Annotated in this window: 12 protein-coding genes and 2 pseudogenes; 9 read left to right on the top strand and 5 right to left on the bottom strand. The window is 66.6% G+C overall.

Features of this window, described 5'->3' with window-relative positions:
* Window positions 1-129: 129 nt before the first annotated feature.
* A complete protein-coding gene (proC, locus tag BMX78_RS18390) occupies window positions 130-963 on the top strand; it encodes a pyrroline-5-carboxylate reductase (protein ID WP_091422544.1) in 834 nt (277 codons plus the stop codon).
* Window positions 964-1,043: 80 nt separating this feature from the next.
* Here the strand turns inward: proC and BMX78_RS18385 are convergent, their stop codons facing one another.
* The gene (locus BMX78_RS18385; RefSeq protein WP_170850877.1) at window positions 1,044-1,682 is read right to left on the bottom strand and encodes a potassium channel family protein; all 639 of its coding nucleotides are present in this window, start codon (window positions 1,680-1,682) and stop codon (window positions 1,044-1,046) included.
* 40 nt (window positions 1,683-1,722) lie between these two features.
* Window positions 1,723-3,156, bottom strand: a complete 1,434-nt coding sequence (locus BMX78_RS18380; protein ID WP_091422538.1) for a TrkH family potassium uptake protein — start codon at window positions 3,154-3,156, stop codon at window positions 1,723-1,725.
* Between the two features lie 104 nt (window positions 3,157-3,260).
* On the opposite strand from BMX78_RS18380, the gene BMX78_RS18375 reads away from it, so the two are divergent.
* Together BMX78_RS18375 and BMX78_RS18370 are read left to right on the top strand one after the other, a co-directional pair.
* On the top strand, window positions 3,261-4,472 hold the full coding sequence (locus tag BMX78_RS18375) for an acetoin utilization protein AcuC (protein ID WP_091422535.1): 1,212 nt from the start codon (window positions 3,261-3,263) through the stop codon (window positions 4,470-4,472).
* 89 nt (window positions 4,473-4,561) lie between these two features.
* Window positions 4,562-5,176, top strand: coding sequence for an ArsR/SmtB family transcription factor (locus BMX78_RS18370; RefSeq protein ID WP_091422531.1), 615 nt, complete (start codon window positions 4,562-4,564; stop codon window positions 5,174-5,176).
* Window positions 5,177-5,197: 21 nt separating this feature from the next.
* Here the strand turns inward: BMX78_RS18370 and BMX78_RS18365 are convergent, their stop codons facing one another.
* Entirely contained in the window at window positions 5,198-6,547 is a 1,350-nt protein-coding gene (locus BMX78_RS18365) for an alpha-hydroxy acid oxidase (RefSeq protein ID WP_091422528.1), read from the bottom strand.
* A 105-nt stretch (window positions 6,548-6,652) separates the two neighbouring features.
* On the opposite strand from BMX78_RS18365, the gene BMX78_RS18360 reads away from it, so the two are divergent.
* A complete protein-coding gene (locus BMX78_RS18360) occupies window positions 6,653-7,363 on the top strand; it encodes a FadR/GntR family transcriptional regulator (RefSeq protein WP_091422690.1) in 711 nt (236 codons plus the stop codon).
* An 88-nt stretch (window positions 7,364-7,451) separates the two neighbouring features.
* Here BMX78_RS18360 and BMX78_RS18355 read toward each other — a convergent pair whose 3' ends face one another.
* Window positions 7,452-8,486 (bottom strand): LacI family DNA-binding transcriptional regulator, encoded by a 1,035-nt coding sequence (locus BMX78_RS18355; RefSeq protein ID WP_091422525.1) that lies wholly within the window; start codon window positions 8,484-8,486, stop codon window positions 7,452-7,454.
* 376 nt (window positions 8,487-8,862) lie between these two features.
* Here BMX78_RS18355 and BMX78_RS18350 point away from each other — a divergent pair, with 376 nt between their 5' ends.
* From BMX78_RS18350 to BMX78_RS18330, 5 genes and pseudogenes are all read left to right on the top strand, one after another.
* Window positions 8,863-10,302 carry a Gfo/Idh/MocA family oxidoreductase gene (locus BMX78_RS18350; protein ID WP_091422523.1) on the top strand — a complete coding sequence of 480 codons (1,440 nt, stop codon included), beginning with the start codon at window positions 8,863-8,865 and terminating at the stop codon, window positions 10,300-10,302.
* Window positions 10,303-10,329: 27 nt separating this feature from the next.
* The gene (locus BMX78_RS18345) at window positions 10,330-11,295 is read left to right on the top strand and encodes an NAD-dependent epimerase/dehydratase family protein (RefSeq protein WP_091422520.1); all 966 of its coding nucleotides are present in this window, start codon (window positions 10,330-10,332) and stop codon (window positions 11,293-11,295) included.
* Entirely contained in the window at window positions 11,292-12,197 is a 906-nt protein-coding gene (locus tag BMX78_RS18340; RefSeq protein ID WP_091422518.1) for a 5-dehydro-4-deoxyglucarate dehydratase, read from the top strand. The genes BMX78_RS18345 and BMX78_RS18340 overlap by 4 nt, the downstream gene beginning before the upstream one ends.
* The gene (locus BMX78_RS18335) at window positions 12,197-13,300 is read left to right on the top strand and encodes a mandelate racemase/muconate lactonizing enzyme family protein (RefSeq protein ID WP_091422515.1); all 1,104 of its coding nucleotides are present in this window, start codon (window positions 12,197-12,199) and stop codon (window positions 13,298-13,300) included. The genes BMX78_RS18340 and BMX78_RS18335 overlap by 1 nt, the downstream gene beginning before the upstream one ends.
* Before the next feature lie 31 nt (window positions 13,301-13,331).
* Window positions 13,332-14,801 (top strand): annotated as a pseudogene (locus BMX78_RS18330) (aldehyde dehydrogenase (NADP(+))); the annotation flags it as partial.
* Between the two features lie 63 nt (window positions 14,802-14,864).
* Here the strand turns inward: BMX78_RS18330 and BMX78_RS18325 are convergent.
* Window positions 14,865-15,092, bottom strand: a pseudogene (locus BMX78_RS18325) (IS110 family transposase); the annotation flags it as partial.

The following is a 15,092-nucleotide window of genomic DNA, read 5'->3' as shown; positions in this document are numbered from 1 at the left end:
AGCTGTGAATCTTTCCAGCGCGACGCGGGGTCAGATCCGGCCCAATCCCGACGGGTTTTCGGGCCGAATCTGACCCCGCGTTGCTGTTGCGGGTCGGCAGCCGCCCGGCCAAACTGCAATGATGGAGCCATGAGCAACCGAATCGCATTCCTTGGCTGTGGGTCCATGAACGAAGCCATCCTCGGCGGTCTGCTGGAAGCCGGGACGGATCCGGCTGACATCGTGGCCACCGTCCGCCGTGCCGAGCGTGCCGCGGAACTGGCGGAGCGCCACCACGGCATCACCGCGATCGCCGGTGAGGAGGAACCGGACAACAACAAGCAGGCCAGCAAGGGGTCCGCCGTCGTGATTCTGGGGGTCAAGCCGGTGGGCATCGCCGAACTGGCGCGCGAAATCAGCTCCTCCCTCGCTCCGGATACGGTGGTGGTGAGCGTCGCCGCGGCCGTTTCGATCGCCCAACTGGAGGCTGCCCTCCCGGCGGGCCAACCGGTCATCCGCACCATGCCCAACACCCCTGCCAAACTGGGGCGCGGCGTTGTATCGGTCTCACCCGGCACCAACTGCACGCCCGAACAGCTGCAGAAGGTCAAGGACATCCTCCAGGGCGCAGGAACCGTTGTTGAGGTGCCCGAGGAGCAGGTGGACGCCCTGTCCGCCATCAGTGGCTCAGGACCGGCGTACGCGTTCTATCTTGCCGAGGCGATGGCAGCGGCGGGCCAGGAGCTGGGCCTCGATGCCGAACTGTCCCTGCTCCTGGCGAGGGAAACCGTAGCCGGTGCCGGGTTTATGCTCGCCGAGCCGGGGGCGGACCCGGCGGCCCTGCGCAAAGCCGTGACCAGCCCCAACGGCACCACGGAGCGCGCCATAGCTACCTTTGACGAGCGCGGGATTCCGTCCATCATCGCCGCCGGCGCACGCGCGGCAGCGGACCGGGCAGCGGAGATCACCAAGCAGCTCGGTTAAGCGCGACAAGGCGGGGTTTCGACAGGCTCAACCACCGGCGGATGTTCAGGCTCAACCGCCGATGGTTCCCACCGGCGAGGCTACGGGCGGGCGGCGAAGCGTTCCAGCAGGTCCACGTGCCCGGACACAATCAGCATGTCCCGGGAGGAGACCTTGGTTTCCGGCCGCGCGTAGGTGAAGTCCTCGCCCGGCGACTTGACGCCCACGATCGTCACGCCGTACTTGGACCTGACCTTGGACTCATCCAGCGTGAACCCCACCGTCTCGCGGGGCGGGTACATCTTCACAATGGCGAAGTCGTCGTCGAACTCGATGAAGTCCAGCATGCGCCCGGACACGAGGTGCGCGGCCCGGACACCGGCGTCGGCCTCCGGGTAGATCACGTGGTTGGCGCCAATGCGGGTGAGGATTTTGCCGTGCGAGGGCGTAATGGCCTTCACCCACAGGTGCTCGATGCCGAGGTCCACCAGGTTGACGGTGATCAGCACCGAGGACTCGATGGACGTGCCCACGCCCACCACGGCGGAGCTGAACTCCTGCGCGCCGAGCTGGCGGAGGGCGTCGATGTTGGTGGCGTCGGCCTCCACCACGTGCGTCAGCAGCGGGGCGAACTTCTGCACCAGGCTGCGGTCCCGTTCGATGGCGAGCACTTCCCGGCCCTGTTTGACCAGCTGCTCGGCAGTGGAGGAACCAAACCGGCCCAGTCCGATGACCAGCACCGGAGCATTGTGGGCGGGCCGCCGGGGGGCGTCTGGGGAACTAGCCAATGATGGGCCTCTCTTCGGGATAGTGGTACAACTGGCTGCGCTGGCGCAGCGCCAGGCCGGCAGCGAGGGTCACGGTGCCGACGCGGCCGGCGAACATCAGGGCAGTAAGGACGTAAACGCCCGACGGCGGCAGCTCGGCACTGAGGTTCGTGCTGAGCCCCACGGTGGCGAAGGCGGAAATGGTTTCGAAGAGCACACGGTCCAGGGAAGCGCCGCTGATATGGAGCAGCAGGAATGCGGACACAGAAACCAGGGTGGCGCCGGCCACGATCACCGAGATGGCGACGCGCATGCTGCCCTGCGGGATGGTCCGGCCGTAGACCTTGACGTCGGCGTCGCCGCGCGCTTCAGCGATGATGGCCAGGAACATCACGGCGATGGTGGTGACCTTGATGCCGCCGGCAGTGGACGCGGACCCGCCGCCGGCGAACATCAGCGCGTCCGTCAGCAGCATCGTGGTGGATTCCATATGGTTCTGCTCCACGAGGTTGAACCCGCCGGACCGGGTCATCACCGAGGCGAACAGGGAATGCGTGATCTTGTCACCGAAGTCCATGGAGCCGATGGTCCTGGCGTTGTCCCACTCCATCAGCCCCCATAGGAAGGTGCCCGCCGCGAGCAGGATGAAGGACACCTGGATGGTGAGCTTGGTGTGCAGGTTCCACTTTTTCCAGTTAAGCCCGTTCTGCTGCAGGACCATCACCACGGGAAACCCGAGGCTGCCCAGGAACACGCCCAGCATCAGGGGAACCAGGATCCACAGGTCCGTTTCGTAGGGCACGATGCCGTCTGAGTGCGGGGTGAAACCGGCGTTGTTAAAGGACGAGATGGAATAGAAGATGCCGTGCCAGACGGACTGCAAAAAAGGCTCGCCCAGTGTCAGGAAGCGGGGGATCAGCGCCAGGGCCAGGATGCCTTCGATGACCACTGATGTGGTGATCACGATCCGCAGCAGCGTTCCCACTTCCCCGAGGCGGCCGGCGTTGTTCATGGATTCGGCGGCGATAATCTTGCCCCGCACGCCGAGCCGCTTGCTCACCATCAGCGCCAGCAACGACGCCAGCGTCAGGGTGCCGAGGCCGCCGATAAAAACGCCGATCAGGATCACCAGCTGGCCAAAAAAGGACCAGTGGACCGCCGTCGACACTACCGTCAGGCCGGTGACGCACACAGCGGAGACTGCGGTGAACATGGACTGGTGCAGCGGGGTGGCCGTGCCGGTGGCGGACGAGAAGGGCAGGGAGAGAAGGAACGTGAACACCAGGCACACGGCAGCGAATGCAGTCAGCGCAAGCCGGGCCGGCGAGGTGTTGGCAATGTCGTCAATGAAATCCCGCACCCGGGTGAAGACCCAGAGGCCCTCCCGCTCCTGAGCGGCGGGGTGCCAGCTGGCCGGGTTCCGGGGCCTCGACTGGCTTTGCGTCATGTGTGGCGTTTCCTCGGTTGGTTCTGCTTCCCTCAGTAGTAAACCACTTATGCCCGCGTAATGGCCGGGCGGGATAGGCTGCACGCTCGGGTAGCCTGTGATTGATGACATTTCTGCCGGGTCTCAGCCAGCCCGCGCCGCCAACGACGGTGGCGTGGGGCCCTGACATGACCGCCTACAATTTCGGGCCAGGCCACCCCATGGCGCCGGAGCGGATGGACCTTACCGCCCGCCTGGCCCGCAGCCTGGGGCTGTTCGACCTGGACCACGTGGCCGTGGAAGCCCCCTATGTCGCCACTGACGCCGAGCTCGAGTCCGTGCACTCGGCCGAGTTTGTAGCAGCCGTCCGCAGGGTCAGCGATGATCCCTCCGCAATTGATGAGTCGCGGGGCCTGGGCACCGAGGACGATCCTTCTTTCGCCGGCATGCATGAGGCGGCGGCCAGGCTGGCAGGCGGCTCCCTGCTGGCCGCGTCAAAGATCCTGGACGGTTCAGCACTGCATGCGGTCAATTTCGGCGGCGGCATGCACCACGCTTCCCGCGACCGGGCCAGCGGATTCTGCATCTATAACGATGCGGCCCTCGCCGTGCAGAGGCTGCTCGACGGCGGGGTCAGGAAGGTCGCCTACCTCGACGTCGATGCCCATCACGGGGACGGAACGGAGAGCATTTTCTGGAATGACCCCCGGGTGCTCACGGTGTCCCTGCACGAAAGCGGGCTCACCTTGTTCCCGGGCACCGGATTCGCCAACGAGATTGGCGGACCGGAAGCGGAAGGAACTGCCGTCAATATCGCGCTGCCCTCCGGAACCGGCGACGCCGGCTGGCTGCGCGCCTTCCACGCGGTGGTCCCGCAGCTCGTGGCAGCGTTCCAGCCGGAGGTCATCGTCAGCCAGCATGGCTGTGACTCGCACCGGACGGATCCGCTCACGCACCTCAACCTCAGTGTGGACGGGCAGCGGGAGGCGGCCACCGCCGTCGGGAACCTCGCCGCCCGTTACTGTGACAACCGCTGGATTGCCACCGGCGGCGGCGGGTACAACGTGCTGCACGTGGTTCCCAGGGCATGGAGCCACCTGATTGCCATCGTCGCGGGCAGGCCGGTGCCGCTCCGGACCGCGGTGCCGGAGGACTGGCGGACGTACGTTGCGGAAAAGTTCGGCGTCTCGGCGCCGGGACTCATGGGCGATGACGTGGAACTGTGGTGGCGGTCCTGGGAAGTGGGATTCGACCCCAATGACGCCGTAGACCGGACCGTCATGGCTACCCGCAAAGCAGTTTTTCCGCTGCACGGTCTGGACCCCTGGTTCGACTGAAATTCCGCTCCCGCCGGCCCGCTTCCCAATGGCTTGGCCCGGCGAAATAGTTGATGCCTTTCGGCGTATATGTCGCTAGGGTGGGAGGCATGGTGACAGACGACGTATTTGCCGTCATAGCGGAATCGACCCGGCGGGACATCCTGGCGTCCCTTCGTTCCGGGGACAAGGCCGTGGGGGAGCTCGTGGAGGAACTGGCAGCTAGCCAGCCCACCATTTCCAAGCACCTGAAGGTCCTGCGTGAAGCACAGCTGGTCAGCATGCGGGCCCAGGGCCAGAAGCGTTATTACGCGCTGAACCGCGAGCCGCTGGAGGGGATTGCCAGCTGGCTTGAAACGTTCGACGTCGGCTCGGCAGCTCCCGCAGCGAAGTCACCTGCCGCCCCTGCGCGCGTTGCAGATCCGGAGGAAGAGGCTCCCGTCGTCCCGGCAGGAGCCGGTGGACCAGCCCCGCGGCGGGAAGCACCGGAGAAGGAACACGCCACGGCCGACGCCGTGGCAGCGGACGCTGTCTCCGCCGGTGTCCTGGCGCCCGACGGCGCCGACCTGAGTCCCGCCGTCGTTATTCCGGGCGGAACGGCTGCCGCCCTCAGCGACGACAGCGTCCCGCAGCAGATCGGCCGCACAGTGGGCCGGGCGGCCACCAAGGCCGCCGACCTCCTGGCGAACCTCCCCAACCTCCCCAAGTTCGGCCGGAAGAAGTAGCCCCGTCAGTTGGGGTGTGACCTACTTGTTGAGCAGGCGCACGTGGTCCGGGGTGAGCTCGGAGATCCTGCTGACGCCAAGCAGCGCCATGGTGCGTGCCATGTCCTTCTCGAGGATCTGGAGGGTGCGGTCCACACCCGCGCGGCCACCGGCCATCAGGCCGTACAGGTAGGCGCGGCCGATCAGCGTGAAATCGGCGCCCAGGGCCAGGGCGGCCACGATGTCCGCGCCGCTCATGATGCCGGTGTCCAGCATGATCGCAGCATCGGTGTTGTCCGCTGTGAACGCCTGCTTGACCTCGGGGAGCAGGTGGAACGGGATGGGCGCACGGTCCAGCTGGCGGCCGCCGTGGTTGGACAGGACCACACCGTCGGCACCGTGGTCCACCACGCGGCGGGCGTCCTCCACGGTCTGGATGCCCTTGACCACCAGCTTGCCCTTCCAGGTTTCGCGCAGCCAGTCCAGGTCCTCGAAGGTGAGGGTGGGATCGAACATGGAGTTGATGAGGTCCGCCACGGTGCCGGTGTAACGGGAGAGCGAGGCGAACGTGAGCGGCTCGTGGGTGAGGAAGTTGAACCACCAGGCGGGGCGGTAGGACGCATCAAGCACCGTCTTAACGGTCAGCGCCGGGGGGATGGTCATGCCATTGCGGACGTCGCGGAGGCGGGCGCCGGCCACTGCGGTGTCCACGGTGACCATCAGGGTGTCGTTGCCGGCCTTGGCGGCGCGTTCGATCAGTTCCAGCGACCGGTCGCGGTCCGTCCACAGGTAGAGCTGGAACCAGTTGCGCCCGTTGGGTGCGGCGGCGGCAACGTCCTCGATGGAGGCCGTGCCCATGGTGGAGAGGGTGTAGGGGATGCCGGCTGCCTCGGCTGCCTGGGATCCGGCGTATTCGCCTTCGGACTGCATCATCCGGGTGAAGCCGGTGGGGGCGATACCCACCGGAAGGCGGGAGGGCTTGCCGAGGATCTCGGTGCTGAGGTCGATGGCGGAAACATTCCGCAGGATGCCGGGGCGGAATTCGATGTCCAGGAAAGCCTGGCGGGCGCGGCCCAGGGTGATTTCCTCTTCGGCTGCGCCGTCGGTGTAGTCGAAGGGGGCCTGCGGGGTGCGGCGCTTGGCTATGTCGCGCAGTTCCCAGATGGTGATTGCCCGCTTGAGGCGTGCTTCCTTGCTGAACTCGGGCTTCTTGAACTGCATGAGGGGAGCAAGGTCCGAGTATTTGGGAATGCGGCGCTTCAACGCAGCAGGCACGGCGGAGGCTGCGGCGGCCGGCCTCCCGGCGGGGGCCCCGGCAGGCGCGGCCGGAATGTCGGTCGCGTCCGGTGCAGGCGTGGTTTCCGGGTTGTTGGGCTGGATGGTGTGGGTCATGGCGTCCTCCGTTGGGCCGTGGGCAGGGTCCTTGGTGCACGGACCGGCTGTGGTCTAACCACACTCTAGGGCATGTGGTCCAACCACATCAACTACTATTGCTCCATGAAGACCCACCAACTTGTCCTCACCTGGATTGAGACCGAGCTTTCCGAGGGGCGCCTGGCAGTGGGCGGACGGCTGCCCGCAGAGCGTTCGCTCGCCGAGCAGCTGCGGGTGTCCCGCACCTCGGTTCGCGAGGCCATCAGGATCCTTGAGGCGATGGGTGTGGTGCGGGCCGGAGTTGGGTCAGGCCCCGACGCCGGGACAGTTGTCATCTCGGATCCGACGGCGGCACTCGGCTCGGCCCTGCGGCTGCATGTGGCCACGCAGCACCTGCCCGTGGCGGACATCGTGGAAACGCGCGTGCTGCTCGAGTCCTGGGCTGTGTCCCATGCCAGAGCGGATTCGCCGGAGCTGGCGCGGGCCGCCAGGCTCCTGGAGGAGATGGATGGCGACGCGGTAGGCGTGGATGAGTTCCTGGCCCTGGATGTCCGTTTCCACCTGGCCCTTGCGGACGCTGCCGGCAACGCCGTGGTCAGCGCGATGATGGGCTCCCTGCGCGAATCCATCACCGGCTACGCGTCCCGGCTCACGGCCAATCTGCCGGACTGGGACACTACGGCAGGCCGCCTTCGGGCGGAACACCACAACATCCTGGCCGCCGTTCGGAGTGACGACGGCGAACGGGCGGGGAAGCTTGTTGCCGCCCATATCGAGGGCTACTACAAGGAGGCGGGGGTGGCCTCCGGAGGTACGGTACCGGCCCGTCCCTGACCATCGGGTTTTTAGGCAGATATGCAGACTCGGATGCCGTTCAAGTCGGCATATCTGCCTCAAAACTTCAGGGGTTTGGAGCAGGCTGTTAGCCGTGCACCGTTGAGCGCGGCGCCTTGGCCGGCCCGCTGCTGGCCCTGACCTGGAGCCGCGGCTGGTACCGGCTGCCTGGAGCGTCGTTGTGCTCTTTGCGGATCAGCGCGCGGAGTTGGTGCCAGGCCTGCTCACCCAGCTCGGTGATGGGAACGGCTGCCGTAGTGAGGGCCGGGGTGGTGTATTTGGCGAACGGAATGTCGTCGAAGCCGGTGACGGAGATATCGCCCGGAACATCGAGCCCGCGCTCATGCAGCCCGCTCATCAGGCCCATGGCTACCAAGTCGTTGAAGGCAAGGATCCCGGTAGCGCCGCTTTCCAGCACGGCGTCCACGGCACCGTGTCCGGTGTCGAAGTCGGAACCGCCTTCAAGCATCCGGACATCCACCTGCGGATGGGCAGCCATAAACGCTTCCAGGCCCTTGAGCCGCATGCCGTTGGAGGCGCTGCGCGGCGGCCCGGCAAGGAATGCCAGGCGTGTGTGTCCGAGGTCCACGAGGTGTTCGGCGAGGTCCTGCACGCCCTGTCCGTAGTCCACCACCAGGCTGGGAACATCCGGCGCCGCCGTGGTCCGGTTGATCAGCACCAAGGGGTTCAGGGAGGGCGCAATCTCCTCCAGCTCGGCGTCCGTCATGCGGGGCGCACACAACACCAGGCCGTCGCAGCGCCGGCGGGCCTCGCCGGCGAGGATGGCTTCTTCGCTGGACACTTCGAAGGAGTCGGCGATGAGTACGCGGTAGCCGTCCTGCGCGGCGGCCCGGCTCAGGCCGCGCAGGATTGCCTGGAACGTAGGGTTCGCGAGGTCCGGGACCACAATCCCGATGGTGTCGGTCTTGCCCAGTGCCAGACTGCGGCCCACCGGGTTGGGCTGGTACTTCAGTTCTGCAGCGGCCGCGCGGACGCGGGCGGCGATATCCGGGTCCACGGTGAAATTCCCGTTCATGACCCGGGACACGGTGGCATGGGAAACCCCAGCCTTCACGGCAACATCCGCGATGCCAATCCTGCCGGTTGCCGATCTCCTGACCATTGTGGTCCCTTCCTAGGCGCTGCGGGCCTGAAGCCCTGCGCGTGCTGCTGCCATGGTATTTCTGCTGCCGTGGCAGGGTCCTGCCGCCTTTGCCCGACGGACTACTGCCAGCATATAACGCAACGGGAAAGCGATTTCTAACCTTTTCCCAAGTTTTCCCACAAGTTTTCTGCTCTCCAGTCCAGCGGGGATGGCCACAGGATTAGAAAACGCTTTCTCTCAGTGCTGATAATGGTTGACGGATACCGCTTCCGGTTGGTACAAATCTATTAGTGATCTGAGAAAACGCTTTCTTGGACGGGTGCAGCAGAGCGCCACAGATTGAATGTCAGAGGCCGCCGGCGCGGCCAGGTAATACCTTCCGAAAGGCACCCTTATGGTCAACACAGCCGAGTCCAGTACTGCTGCCGGAGCGGCAACAGCCGCTGACACCACCACAGCCCTGGGCGCCGGACATGGCGGGAAGGCCCGCATCGCGCTGATCGGCACCGGCGGACGCTCCGAGATGTACATCCGGGCCATCTTCGGCAAGCACGCCGACACCGCTGAACTCGTCGCATTCTCGGACGTGAACCCGGGCCGGGTGGAGTTCTACCAGCAGCTCATCCAGGAACTCGGTGCGCCGGGACCCGTCGCCTCCTTTGATCCAGCAGACCTCACCGCCTTCATCCAGGCCAACAACATCGACCGCGTCATCGTCACCACGCCTGACTACACCCATGCTGACTACATCGTGGAGGGCCTCCGCGCCGGAGCGGACGTCGTCGTCGAAAAGCCCCTCACCATCGACGCCGAGGGCTGCCGTCGGATCACCCAGGCCGTGCACGAGACCGGCCGCAACGTGGTGGTTACCTTCAACTACCGCTACTCGCCGCGCAACAGTGCGCTGAAGGAAATCATCCAGAGCGGCGTGATCGGCAAGGTCACCTCCATCGACTTCAGCTGGGTCCTGGACACGGTTCACGGCGCTGACTACTTCCGCCGCTGGCACCGTGAGAAGAAGAACTCCGGGGGTCTGCTCATCCACAAGGCCTCGCACCACTTCGACCTGGTGAACTGGTGGATCGACGACGTCCCCGAGCGGGTCTTCGCCTCCGGCGGACTCAAGTTTTACGGCGACAAGAACGCCGCCGAGCGCGGCCTGGGCCCCCGCCCGGAGCGCGGCACTCCCGACGCCGATGCCCCGGCGACGGCGGAGAAGGATCCCTTCACCCTGGACCTGCGCGAGGACGAGCGGCTCAAGGCCCTCTTCCTGGACAACGAGCACTATGACGGCTACCGGCGCGACCAGGACGTCTTCACCGGCGGCATCACCATCGAGGACAACCTCGCGCTGGTAGTGGAGTACCAGGGCGGGCCGCGCCTGAGCTACTCCCTGAACGCCCACAGCCCTTGGGAGGGCTACCGTGTTGCCGTCAACGGCACCGAAGGCCGGGCCGAGCTTGAGGTTGTGGAACGCGCCGCGGTCACCAGCAGCACGGACAAAAAGACGGTGGTTGACCCCAGCGCAACGCCCATCGAGGAAGAAGACGCCATCCGCCGCAACGGCGAACGCCTGGTGGTCCAGCGCCACTGGGAGGCAGCCTACGAGGTGCCGATCGTCAACGGCGAAGGCGGCCACGGCGGCGGCGACGAGCTCCTGCTCTCCGACCTCTTCAACGGCCCGGGCGAGGACCCGCTGGGCCGTCCGTCCGGCTACCTGGACGGGCTCCGCTCGGTCTCCGTGGGTATTGCCGGCAACCGCTCCCTGGAAACCTCCCTGCCCGTACGCATCGAGGACCTGGATCTCGGCGTCGACCTCCGCCGCGGCAAGTAACCGCAGCACCGGACCCGAAGGAATAACATGAGCAGGATTTTTGTCACTGGCGGCTCGGGCCGCCTGGGCCGCAGCGTTGTGGCCGGGCTCGCCGAAAAGGGCCACCACGTGATTTCGGTGGACCGGGATGCCGTTCCGGCTGACCAGCTGCCGGCCGGGGTGGTGCAGGAAACCGCAGACCTCCTGGCCCCGGGCGAGGCGCTGCGCCTCCTCCGCGAAACCACGCCCGACGCCGTGATCCACCTCGCGGCCATCGCCGTACCGTTCAGCGCGCCAGAGGACGTCATTTTCGCCACGAACACCCGGCTCGCCTTCGCCGTGGTCAGCGCAGCGACGGAAGTGGGCGTCCCGAAGATCGTGACGGCCAGCAGCCCCACGGTGCTGGGCTATGGCTCACCGGCGGGCTGGCTGCCGCCGTCGTTCCCGCTGGACGAGCGGACGCCGCCGAAGCCGTGGAACGCGTACGCGCTGTCCAAGCTCATCGCGGAGCAGACGGTGCAGGCGTTCGCCGCGGCACAGGGCGAGAAGATCCGCTATGCGGCCTTCCGCCCCTGCTACGTGATTTCTCCGGAGGAGTGGGAAGGCGCGCCGACCCAGCAGGGCCACACCGTCGCCGAACGGCTGGCCGATCCCGCGCTGTCCGCACCCGCGCTGTTCAACTACGTGGATGCCCGGGACGTGGCGGACTTCCTTGACCTGCTGCTGGCGAAGATGCCGTCCATCCCCAACGGGGAAACCTTCTTCGTGGGCGCCGCTGACGCCCTGGCCACGGCACCCCTGGCTGAACTGATGCCCAGGTTCCTGCCCGGAAGCGAAGCCCTCAGCGCAGGCCTGACTGGCACCAGCCCGGCCTTCTCCATCGCCAAAGCCCAGGAACTCCTGGGCTGGCAGCCCACGCGCAGCTGGCGCACAGAACTTAAGTCCCACCCCACCCTCAACGACGAGAACTCCGCGCTGGTCACCGCCGGCAGCGGAGCCAAGGAGACACCATGAAATTCGACGGCGTACTGTTCTTTCCCGTCACCCCCTTCACGGCCGAAGGCGCCGTGGACGTGGAACTGCTCAAGGAGCACATCAGCTCGCGCCTTCCTTTCGGGCCGGGAGGCGTTTTCCCCGCCTGCGGCACCGGTGAGTTCCATGCCCTCAGCATCGAGGAGGTCCGCACCGTGGTGACGGCCGCCGTCGAGGTTGTTGCCGGAAAGGTGCCGGTGGTTGCCGGAGCCGGCGGACCTCTCGGCCACGCCCTGGCTGCCGCCCGCGCTGCCGAAGAAGCCGGGGCTGACGCCCTCCTGGTGCTGCCGCCATACCTGGTCACCGGGCCCACCGACGGGCTGGTTGCGTACATCGAAGCGGTGGCCGACGCCAGCAGTCTGCCGGTGATCGTCTACCACCGCGGCAACGCCAAGTTCACCGCGGCCTCGATGGCGCGGCTGGCCGCCAACCCCAAGGTCATCGGCTTCAAGGACGGCCTTGGTGACGTGGGCCTCGCCCAGGAAATCGTGTCCGCGGTCCGCGCGACGGGGCGCGAAGACTTCGCCTTCTTCAATGGCCTCCTGACTGCCGAACTGACCCAGGGCGCCTACCGCGGCCTTGGCATCCCGCTGTACTCGTCTGCAGCATTCGCCATGGCACCGGAAATCGCCAAGGCCTACTACGACGCCTACATTGCGGGTGACGAAGAGCGGCGCAACGCACTGCTGGAAGGCTTCTACGCTCCGCTGGTCCGCCTGCGCGACCAGACTCCGGGCTTCGGCGTGTCCCTCATTAAGGCAGGCCTGCGCCTGGCCGGCCTGCCTGTCGGGTCCGTACGCCCGCCGCTGGTTGATCCCACAGAAGAGCAGCTCGTGCAACTGAAGGCCATCCTCGCCAAGGGCTACGAGCTGGCCGGCCGCTGATGGCTGCCCTGGCTGCCGAAGCGGTCCGCACGGTACCGCGCATCACGGGCCTGTCCACCCGGCTCATCACCGTTCCGCTGCGCCGCAGCTGGGGCGTGGAGGCGCCGGAGAACCACGTCATCGTCACGCAGGTCCACACGGACGACGGCGGCGCGGGGCACGGTTTTTCCTGGACGCCCACCATTGGACCCCAGGCAGTTAAGGCACTGCTGGACCACGACATCGCCCCTTTCGTCGCCGGGTTGCCCGCCAATCCCGAGGTGGTCTGGGACGCACTGTGGAAACGGCTGCACGAGGCCGGCGGCGGGGGACTGACCACTATTGCAATGGCCGGCGTCGACCTGGCCCTGTGGGACCTGCAGGCTACCCGCGCCGGAACCTCCGTTACCGGGTTCCTTGGTCAGCGGCAGGAGTCCGCCGAGGTCTACGGCTCCGGGGTAAACCTGCACTACAGCCTCGACGAGTTGGTGGCCCAGACCGAACGGTGGGTCGCCGCGGGCCATCATGCCGTAAAGATCAAGGTGGGCAAGCCGGACATCCGCGAGGATGCCGAACGAGTGGCCGCCGTCCGCTCCGTCCTGGGTCCGGGCAGGAAGCTGATGATCGATGCGAACCAGCGCTGGGACCTGCCCACCACGCTCCGGGCCCTCGATGTCCTGTCCGAATACAGTCTCGAGTGGCTCGAGGAACCCATCCGGGCGGACGACCTGTGGGCCTACCGGAGGCTCCGCAAGCACTCGCCGGTGCCGATCGCCCTGGGTGAAAACCTCCACACCATCTACCGCTTCCGGGATTTTATTGAGGCGGAAGCGGTGGACATCATCCAGCCCAACATCATCCGGGTGGGAGGAATCACCCCGTTCCGGCGCATTGTTGAGCTGGCCAGGACCAACAGCATCAAGGTGATGCCGCACCTGCTCCCGGAGCTGTCCGGGCAGCTGGCGCTGACGCTCGCGGAGCCCACCCTGGTGGAGGACGTGGAGGAGGCATCCTTTGAACAGCTGGGGATCCTGGCCGGCCCGTCGCCGGTCCGGTTCAGCAACAGCCGGGTGACGCTCGGGGACCAGCCGGGGCTCGGCTTCCGTTTCCGGGACGCACCGTAAATTTGCGACATGCCGCACTGAAGAACGCACAACAGAACAGGTACCTGACGTGACAACTGCAACCCTCTCACTGTCCGAGCTGACGGCCGCGGCCACGGACGCTGCCAAAATCTCGGCGGCTGCCTCCGATGCCCAGCGGGCCGGCTGGCTCACCGCCGTGGCTGATGCGTTGGACGCGAACGCCGCCGAACTGGTGGAGATCGCCGATTCCGAGACCAGCCTGGGCACCACCCGCCTCACCGGTGAAGTGGCCAGGACCACCGGCCAGCTGCGCCTGTTCGCCCGCGTGATTACCGAGGGCTCCTACCTCGAAGCAGTAATCGACCACGCCAACCCGGACGCCACTCCACCCACGCCCGACCTTCGCCGTATCCTCCGGCCCATTGGGCCGGTGGCGGTATTTTCGGCGTCGAACTTCCCGTTCGCGTTCTCTGTAGCCGGCGGCGACACCGCCTCGGCGCTGGCCGTGGGCTGTTCCGTGATCGTCAAGGCCCACTCCGGCCACCTGCGCCTCTCGGAACGGACCGCTGAAATTGTGGCTGAGGCACTGCGTAATGCCGGAGCGCCGGAAGGAATCTTCGCCTTGGTATCCGGCCGCGAGGTGGGAACAGCCCTGGTCCAGGATCCGGCCATCAAAGCCGTTGGCTTCACCGGCTCCATCCCCGGCGGCCGTGCCCTTTTTGACCTCGCAACATCCCGCCCGGAGCCTATCCCGTTCTACGGCGAACTGGGCAGCCTGAATCCGGTGGTGGTCACCGAGGCAGCGCTGGCAGAACGCTCCGCCACGCTGGCCGAAGGGCTCGCTGGCTCTTTCACCCTGGGCGCCGGGCAGTTCTGCACCAAGCCCGGGCTGGTCTTCATCCCGGCCGGAACGGATTTCGCCGAACAGGTGGCGGAGGCCAGCAAGGGCAAGCCGGCCCTGGGCATGCTCACCAGCCGTATTGCCGAGGCCTACCCGGACGGCTTGCGGAGCTTTGCATCGGTGCAGGGTGTTGAGGTTGTCAGCGGCACCGTGGACCAGGACGCCGTGGCCAACGGTGCAGCCCCGGTGGTCTTCTCCACTACCGCCGCGATGGTTCAGGAAAACCCCGGGCAGCTGCTGGAAGAGTGCTTCGGCCCCACCACCATGCTGATCGAATACACGGACCGGGCGGAGCTGTCGGCGGTGCTGGCCAAGGTACCGGGCAGTCTCACCGCCACAGTGCACGCCCAGCCGGGGGAGGACGTTTCCGCGCTTGTGGAGCAGTTGTCTGAACTCGCAGGCCGCGTGCTCTTCGACGGCTGGCCCACCGGCGTGGCCGTCAACTGGGCACAGCAGCACGGCGGCCCCTACCCGGCCACCACCTCGCTCTTCACCTCGGTGGGCGCGACGGCGGTCCGCCGGTTCCAGCGTCCGGTCGCCTACCAGGACGCACCGGAGTCGGTCCTGCACCCGGCGCTGGTGGACAGCAACCCGCTGGGCATCCCGCGCCGCGTGGACGGCGACCTCATCCTCCCCTAGTAACGCTCGTTACGGCGTTTGCCGGTACTCCGGCTACGACTGAGAGTGTCCCTATGTTCTTCGTCAAGCTGCTGTTGGTGTTTGGGCCTGGTAAACGGTGCCGTCGCGGAGCATGGCGTAGAGGGTGTCGCAGCGGCGTCGGGCGAGGGCGATGAGGGCTTGGTTGTGGTGTTTGCCTTCGGCTCGTTTGCGGTCGTAGTAGGCGCGGGAGAGCGGGTCTTTGAGGGCCGCGAACGCTGAGAGGTAGAGGGTGCGTTTGAGGACTTTGTTGCCTTTTCGGGAGGCGCGGTC

Origin of the sequence: Arthrobacter sp. OV608 (assembly GCA_900110595.1) — a bacterium.
Taxonomy (GTDB): domain Bacteria; phylum Actinomycetota; class Actinomycetes; order Actinomycetales; family Micrococcaceae; genus Arthrobacter.
The sequence above is the reverse complement of the archived record's forward strand: the minus strand, read 5'-3'. Positions and strand labels throughout refer to the sequence as shown.

Bases quoted from the DNA above. Each gene is read 5' to 3' on its own strand.
- proC (WP_091422544.1), top strand. From the start codon at position 130: ATGAGCAACCGAATCGCATTCCTTGGCTGTGGGTCCATGAACGAAGCC.
- BMX78_RS18380 (WP_091422538.1), bottom strand. From the start codon at position 3,156: ATGACGCAAAGCCAGTCGAGGCCCCGGAACCCGGCCAGCTGGCACCCC.
- BMX78_RS18375 (WP_091422535.1), top strand. From the start codon at position 3,261: ATGACATTTCTGCCGGGTCTCAGCCAGCCCGCGCCGCCAACGACGGTG.
- BMX78_RS18370 (WP_091422531.1), top strand. From the start codon at position 4,562: ATGGTGACAGACGACGTATTTGCCGTCATAGCGGAATCGACCCGGCGG.
- BMX78_RS18365 (WP_091422528.1), bottom strand. From the start codon at position 6,547: ATGACCCACACCATCCAGCCCAACAACCCGGAAACCACGCCTGCACCG.
- BMX78_RS18360 (WP_091422690.1), top strand. From the start codon at position 6,653: ATGAAGACCCACCAACTTGTCCTCACCTGGATTGAGACCGAGCTTTCC.
- BMX78_RS18355 (WP_091422525.1), bottom strand. From the start codon at position 8,486: ATGGTCAGGAGATCGGCAACCGGCAGGATTGGCATCGCGGATGTTGCC.
- BMX78_RS18350 (WP_091422523.1), top strand. From the start codon at position 8,863: ATGGTCAACACAGCCGAGTCCAGTACTGCTGCCGGAGCGGCAACAGCC.
- BMX78_RS18345 (WP_091422520.1), top strand. From the start codon at position 10,330: ATGAGCAGGATTTTTGTCACTGGCGGCTCGGGCCGCCTGGGCCGCAGC.
- BMX78_RS18340 (WP_091422518.1), top strand. From the start codon at position 11,292: ATGAAATTCGACGGCGTACTGTTCTTTCCCGTCACCCCCTTCACGGCC.
- BMX78_RS18335 (WP_091422515.1), top strand. From the start codon at position 12,197: ATGGCTGCCCTGGCTGCCGAAGCGGTCCGCACGGTACCGCGCATCACG.